This is a genomic window from Streptomyces europaeiscabiei (assembly GCF_001550375.1).
Classification (GTDB): Bacteria; Actinomycetota; Actinomycetes; order Streptomycetales; family Streptomycetaceae; genus Streptomyces; species Streptomyces europaeiscabiei.
Genome location: NZ_LRTR01000587.1, coordinates 1 through 6860, shown reverse-complemented (window position 1 = coordinate 6860; position 6860 = coordinate 1). Strand labels below are relative to the sequence as shown.

Annotated in this window: 3 protein-coding genes and 1 pseudogene; 2 read left to right on the top strand and 2 right to left on the bottom strand. The window is 73.3% G+C overall.

Annotation, left to right across the window (positions count from 1 at the left end; translation table 11 throughout):
- Together AWZ10_RS28205 and AWZ10_RS28200 are read left to right on the top strand one after the other, a co-directional pair.
- A partial coding sequence (locus AWZ10_RS28205; RefSeq protein ID WP_159058367.1) for a non-ribosomal peptide synthetase occupies nt 1-5036 on the top strand: 5036 nt, incomplete at its 5' end.
- A 28-nt stretch (nt 5037-5064) separates the two neighbouring features.
- Nucleotides 5065-5274, top strand: a complete 210-nt coding sequence (locus AWZ10_RS28200; protein ID WP_046703692.1) for an MbtH family protein — start codon at nt 5065-5067, stop codon at nt 5272-5274.
- Between the two features lie 91 nt (nt 5275-5365).
- Here the strand turns inward: AWZ10_RS28200 and AWZ10_RS28195 are convergent, their stop codons facing one another.
- On the bottom strand, nt 5366-6433 hold the full coding sequence (locus tag AWZ10_RS28195) for an iron-siderophore ABC transporter substrate-binding protein (RefSeq protein ID WP_060892370.1): 1068 nt from the start codon (nt 6431-6433) through the stop codon (nt 5366-5368).
- Nucleotides 6433-6860, bottom strand: a pseudogene (locus tag AWZ10_RS28190) (ABC transporter ATP-binding protein); the annotation flags it as partial. The pseudogene AWZ10_RS28190 and the gene AWZ10_RS28195, both read right to left, overlap by 1 nt.

The following is a 6860-nucleotide window of genomic DNA, read 5'->3' as shown; positions in this document are numbered from 1 at the left end:
GCACCGTGGACCCGGCGTTGCTGCGCGGCCACACGGCCGGGGCGCTGCCCGCGCACATGGTGCCGACCGCCTTCGTCACCGTGGCGGGCCTGCCGCGCACGGTCGCGGGCAAGCTCGACGAGAAGGCGCTCCCCGCCCCCGACCTCGCCGCGCTCACGTCCGGCCGCAGGCCCCGCACCCCGCGCGAGGATCTGCTGTGCGAGGCGTTCGCCGCCGTCCTCGACGTGCCCGAAGTGGGCATCGACGACGACTTCTTCGCGCTCGGCGGCCACTCCCTGCTCGCGATGCGTCTCACCGCGCGCATCCGGGCCGTCCTCGGCGCCGAGGTGTCGCTGCGCACGGTCTTCGACGCCCCGACGGTCGCCCGGCTAGCCCGGCACCTCGCCGACTCCGCCGACGCGACGGGCACGGCCCGCCCGGCCCTGACGGTCCGGCCGCGCCCGGAGCGGCTGCCGCTGTCCTCCGCCCAGCAGCGTCTGTGGGTGCTGTACCAGGTGGAGGGCCCCAGCGCGACGTACAACATCCCCTCGGCCTGGCGGCTGACGGGCGCGCTGGACGTCGAGGCGCTACGGGCCGCCGTGCACGACGTCGTCGTACGGCACGAGACGCTGCGCACGGTCTTTCCCGACGACGAGGGCCGTGCCCACCAGCTGGTGCTGGCGCCCGACGAGGTCCTCGTCCCGTTCGAGGTCGTCGACACCGACGACGACCTGCTGCCGGAGCTGCTGGCGGAGGCCGGCGCGTACGGCTTCGAGCTGGACCGTGAACTCCCGCTGCGCGTCCATGTGTTCCGCACGGGCGAGGAGGAGTGGACGGTCCTGCTGCTCATGCACCACATCGCGGGCGACGAGTGGTCGGAGGGCCCGCTCAACCGGGACCTCGCGCTCGCCTACTCCGCGCGCACGGCCGCTCGCGCCCCCGAGTGGGAGCCGCTGCCCGTCCAGTACGCCGACTACACGCTGTGGCAGCGGGACGTCCTCGGCGACGAGAAGGACGAGGGCAGCCTCGCGGCCCGCCAGCTCGCGTACTGGAAGCAGGCGCTGGCCGGGCTGCCCGAGGAACTGGCGCTGCCCGTGGACCGGGCCCGGCCGCTGGAGGCGACCTACCGGGGCGGCTCCGCCGACCTCTCGCTGGACGCCGAACTCGCCGCCGCCCTGCACGGGTTGGCCCGCGACAACGGGGTCAGCGTGTTCATGGTGCTCCAAGCGGCCGTGGCGACCCTCCTGTCCCGGCTCGGCGCGGGGCACGACATCCCGATCGGCAGCCCGATCTCCGGACGCACCGACGCCGGTCTGGACGACCTGGTCGGGTTCTTCCTCAACACGCTGGTGCTGCGTACCGACACCTCCGGGGACCCCACGTTCCGCGAGCTGCTCGGCCGTGTCAGGGAGGCCGACCTGGCCGCGTTCGACCATCAGGACGTGCCCTTCGAGCGGCTGGTGGAGGTGCTCAACCCGGCCCGGTCGCTCGCCCGTCACCCGCTGTTCCAGGTGATGGTCGTGTACCTGGCGTCGGGCGGCGAGGACACCGGTCTGCTGGGGCTGGACGCCCGCCGGGACGACGTGACGCAGACGACCGCCAAGTTCGACCTGTCCTTCGACTTCGTCGAACGCGGCGACGGCACCGGTGTGGACGGTGTCCTGGAGTACAGCGCCGACCTCTTCGACCACGACACGGCCCAGTCGTTCGCGGACCGGCTACTGCGTGTCCTGCGTGCCGTGACCGCCGACCCGGACACCGCACTCGGCCGCGTCGACATCCTCGGCACGGACGAGCGGGCCCGCCTCCTCGACGGCTGGCACAGCGGGCCCGCCCTCGGCGCACCGACCACCGTGCCCGCCCTCTTCGAGGAGCAGGCGCACCGCCACGGCGAACGGCCCGCGGCCGCCTCCGACGGCGTCGAGCTGACCTTCGCCGAACTCAACGCGGACGCCAACCGGCTGGCTCGGCTCCTGGTGGAGGCGGGTGCCGGACCGGAGCGGTTCGTCGCCCTCGCGCTGCCCCGCACCGCGCACTTCCTCACGGCCGTCCTCGCGGTCCACAAGGCGGGCGCCGGCTATCTGCCGCTCGACCCGGACGCCCCGGTGGAGCGCACGGCCGACGTCCTCGCCGACGCCGGACCGGTCCTCACCCTGACCACCAGCGAGTTCGCCGCGACCCTGCCGCCCGGCACCGCGCCCCTGCTGCTGGACGACCCCGACACGCGGGAACGGATCGCGGCCCAGAACCCGGCCGACCTCACCGACGCCGACCGCATCGCCCCTCTGACGCCCCGCCACCCGGCGTACGTCATCTACACCTCGGGCTCCACCGGGCGCCCCAAGGGCGTCGTGATCACCCACGAGACCCTCGGCAACCTCTTCCACAGCCACCGTGAGACGCTCTACGCCCCCGCGATCGAGGCGGCCGGGCGGCGGCATCTGCGGGTGGGCCACGCCTGGTCGTTCTTCTTCGACGCGTCCTGGCAGCCGCAGTTGTGGCTGCTGGACGGGCACTGCGTCCATGTGCTGTCGGAAGAGGTCCGGCGCGACCCCGAACTGGTCACCGAGGCCGTGCTCCGGCACCGCTTCGACTTCCTGGAGGTCACCCCGTCGTTCTTCACGCAGATGGCCGACAGCGGTCTGCTGAAGGGCGGCGACTGCCCGCTCGCGGTCGTCGGCGTGGGCGGCGAGGCCGTCCCCGTCGCCCTGTGGAAGCGGCTGTCCGAGCTGCCCGGCACCGAGGCCTTCAACCTGTACGGGCCGACCGAGTCGACCGTGGACGCCCTCGTGGGACGCGTCCGCGACAGCGAGCGGCCGCTCGTGGGACGGCCGGTGGCCGGCACCCGGGCGTACGTCCTCGACGACCGCCTCCAGCCGCTGCCGCCCGGCGTCCCCGGCGAGCTGTACCTCGCGGGCGGCGGTCTCGCCCGGGGTTACCTGGGCAGCCCCGGTCTGACGGCCGAGCGGTTCGTGGCCGACCCGTTCGGACCGGCCGGATCACGGCTGTACCGCACGGGCGATCTGGCCCGCTGGACCGCCGACGGACGGATCGACTACCTCGGCCGCGCCGACGACCAGGTCAAGATCCGCGGCTTCCGCATCGAGCCCGCCGAGATCGAGGCGGCGCTCACCACCCACCCGCAGGTCGGCCAGGCCCAGGTGACCGTCCACCAGGACGGCCCGCGCAAGCTGCTCGTGGCCTACGTGGTGCCGGTCCCGGGCACCGCGCCCGACCCGGCGCTGCTGCGCGCCCATGTCGCCGGCCGGCTCCCGGACCACATGGTCCCGGCGGCCGTCGTCACCCTGGAGCGGTTCCCGCAGCTCGCCAACGGCAAGCTGGACCGGTCCGCCCTGCCCGCGCCCGACTTCTCCGCGCTGTCGTCCGGGCGGGCCCCCGCGACACCCGTGGAGGAGCTGCTCTGCACGGTCTTCGCGGAGGTGCTGGGGCTCGAACGGGTCGGTGTGGACGACGACTTCTTCGCCCTCGGCGGTGACAGCATCGTCGCCATGCAGCTCGTGGGCCGGGCCCGCGCGGCGGGCCTGAGGATCAGCCCGAGGCTGGTGTTCCGGCACCGCACGGTGGCCGCGCTGGGCACGGTCGCCGAGGCGGCCGACACCGCCGCGCCGCGCCCGGCGGACGACGGCACCGGCACCGTGCCGCTCACCCCGGTCATGCACTGGCTGCGTGAACTGGGCGGCCCCTTCGCCACCTATCACCAGGCGGCCCTGGTCCGCACCCCGGCGGCCCTGGACCTGCCCGGTCTGACCACCGTGCTGCAGGCGCTCGCCGACCGGCACGACCTGCTCCGCGCCACCCTGGTCCGGCCCTCCCGCGAGGACACCGGGGAGTGGTCGCTGCACGTGCCGCCCGTCGGCACGGTCGACGCGGCCGGCTGGATCGAGCGGGTCGACGTGTCCGGCCTGGACTCGACCGCGCTGGGCGAGACCGTACGCGAACGCACCACCGCGGCACGGGCACTGCTCGACCCGGACGCGGGCGTCGTGGTCCGGGCGGTGTGGTTCGACGCGGGCGACGCTCCGGGCCGGCTGCTGCTGATGGGCCACCACCTCGTCGTGGACGGTGTGTCCTGGCGGGTACTGCTGCCGGACCTCGAAGCGGCCTGGCGGGACGTCCGTGCCGGGCGGCCGGTCGGGCTGATGCCCGTCGAGACCTCGTTCGCCCGCTGGTCGAGGCTGCTCACGGAGCTGGCCCAATCGCCGGAGCGGGAGGCCGAACTCCCCGTGTGGGAGGCGATCCTCGACGGCGGCGCGCGATCCCTGCCGCTCACCCGGGCCCTCGCCCCCGACCGGGACACCACCGCCACCCAGCGCGAGGTCGTGCTCCGGCTGCCCGCCGAGCACACCGGACCGCTGCTGTCGGCCGTACCGGCCGCGTTCGGCGCCACCGTCAACGACGTGCTGCTGGCCGGACTCGGCCTGGCCTTCGCCGACTGGCGGCGGCGGAACGGCGGTTCGGACACCTCGGTCCTCGTCGACCTCGAAGGCCACGGCCGCGAGGAGGAGCTGGGCGGCGACGGGATCGATCTCTCCCGTACGGTCGGCTGGTTCACCAGTGTCTTCCCCGTCCGGCTCGATCCGGGACCGGTCGACACGGACGAGGCCTTCGCGGGTGGTCACGCGGCGGAGGAAGCCGTACGACGGGTGCGCGAACATCTGGGCGCGCTGCCCGCGAACGGGGTCGGGTACGGGCTGCTGCGGCACCTGAACCCCCGTACCCGCGAGGTACTGGCGGCCCACGAGCCGCCGAGGGTGGAGTTCAACTACCTGGGCCGGTTCGGCATCCCGGAGGAGACGGACTGGTCGTACGCGCCGGAGGAGGACGCGGCGGACATCGGGTCGGAGGGCTCGATGCGGGAGGGTCACGCGCTGGAGATCAACGTGGTGACCGAGGACCGGGCGGACGGGCCGGTACTGGCCGCGCACTGGTCGTATCTGGAAGGACTGCTGCCGCGCGACACGGTCCAGGATCTCGCCGAGACCTGGTTCCGGGCCCTTCAGGGGCTCGTCGCGTGGGCGGAGCGGAACCCGAAGTGAGAAACACGAAGTCAGAAAGAGGAGTGCGATGAGCAACCCGTTCGAGGACCCCGAGGGCACCTACCTGGTGCTGGTCAACGACGAGAACCAGCACAGCCTGTGGCCGGACTTCGTGGACGTGCCGGCCGGCTGGCGGGTGGTCCACGGACCCGAATCGCGGCAGTCCTGCCTCGACCACGTCGAGACCCACTGGAGCGACATGCGGCCGCGGAGTCTGGCCGAGTCGATGGACGGCTGACAGCCGAGGACGGCTGACAGCCGAGGACGGCTGACATGCGGGAGGGGGGGCCGGTCGGTGACCGGCCCCCCTCCTCGTACCCCCGACCGCGTCAGGACGCGGGCTGCTCCACCTTGGTGTCCGTCTTGCCGTCGACGGCCGCCGCCAGCTGCGGGGCCAGCCGCTCGACCACGTACGGCAGGCTGAGGACGGAGACGAAGGACGTGGCGTTGCCGTAGTCGCTGGTCTCGTTGACGAAGACCTCGCGGCCCTCCTTCACGACCCCCAGGTCCTTGTACGAGGCGTCCTTGTGCAGCTTCGCGGCGTCCTTGACGGGGTCGCCGACGATCCACACGATGGCGTCCTGGTCCAGCAGGTCGGTGCGCTCCTTGCTGATGTTCGCGCCGAACTGGTCGCCGATCGCCTTGTCCAGGTCCGTCGGCAGCGAGAAGCCGAGGCCGGTCAGCAGGCGCGAGCGCGCGTCCTGGCTTCCGAAGACGAACATGCCCTCGTACGGGGTGGCCATGACGGCCGTGGCGCCCTTGAAGGCGGGGTACTGGTCGGCGGCGGCCTTGATCTTCGCCTCGGTGCCGGCGACCGCCTCGGCGGCCTCCTCGGGCTTGCCGAGCGCCTTGCCGATCGTCTCGGTCTGCTCCTGCCACGGGACGCCGTAGTCGTTGTACGCCTTGGGCTGGGCGACCACGGGCGCGAACTTGGACAGCGACTCGTACTGTTCCTTGGTGAGTCCGCCGTACACCGCGAGGATCAGGTCGGGCCTGAGCGCGGCGATCTTCTCCACCTGCGGGCCGGTGCCCGTGTCCTTGAGGACGGTCGGTGCCGCGGCGGAACCGAGCTTGTCCTCGGCCCAGGGGCCGACCGCGCCCTTGTAGGCGCCGAGCCATTCGGTGGTGCCGACGGGGACCTTGCCGAGGGCGAGGACCGCGTCCTGGTCGGTGAGGCCGACGGTGACGATCCGCTCGGGTTCGGCCTTGATGGTCGTGCTGCCGTACTTGTGGTCGATGGAGACCGGGAAGGCGGACTCGCCGGAGGAGGTGCTCGCCTTGGCGCCGGTGTCCGACGTGTCGGAGTCCGAATCGCCGCCACCGCACGCGGTGGCGAGGAGCAGGGTGGCGGAGGCGAGCACGACGGCGAGCCGCGGCGCTCTGCGGGAGCGGAACATCAGAGGTCCTTCGGTTCGGGTTCCTGTGGAGCGATACGTGTGGGGGTCTCGGTGTCCGGCCGGGGGCCGGTGTCGCGGGCGTCCGACCAGGCCGACCAGAGGGCGGCGTAGGGGCCCCGCGCGGATTGGAGTTCGTCGTGGGTGCCGCTCTCGACCACGCGGCCGGCTTCCATGACGACGACGCGGTCGGCGGTGGCCGCCTGGCTGAGGCGGTGGGCGACGATCAGCGCGGTCCGGCCGTCCACGGCGCGGGCGACCGCCTTCTCCAGCGTGCGTGCCCCGGCGCTGCCCGCCTCGGCGGTGGCCTCGTCGAGGATCACCAGGGGTGGGTCGGCGAGGATCAGCCGGGCCAGTGCGAGGGCCTGGGTCCGCTCGCCGCTGAGCCGGTGGCCGCCGTCGCCGACGACGGTGGCGAGCCCGTCGGGCA

Coding starts and splice junctions, on each gene's coding strand:
- AWZ10_RS28200 (WP_046703692.1), top strand. CDS start 5,065: ATGAGCAACCCGTTCGAGGACCCCGAGGGCACCTACCTGGTGCTGGTC.
- AWZ10_RS28195 (WP_060892370.1), bottom strand. CDS start 6,433: ATGTTCCGCTCCCGCAGAGCGCCGCGGCTCGCCGTCGTGCTCGCCTCC.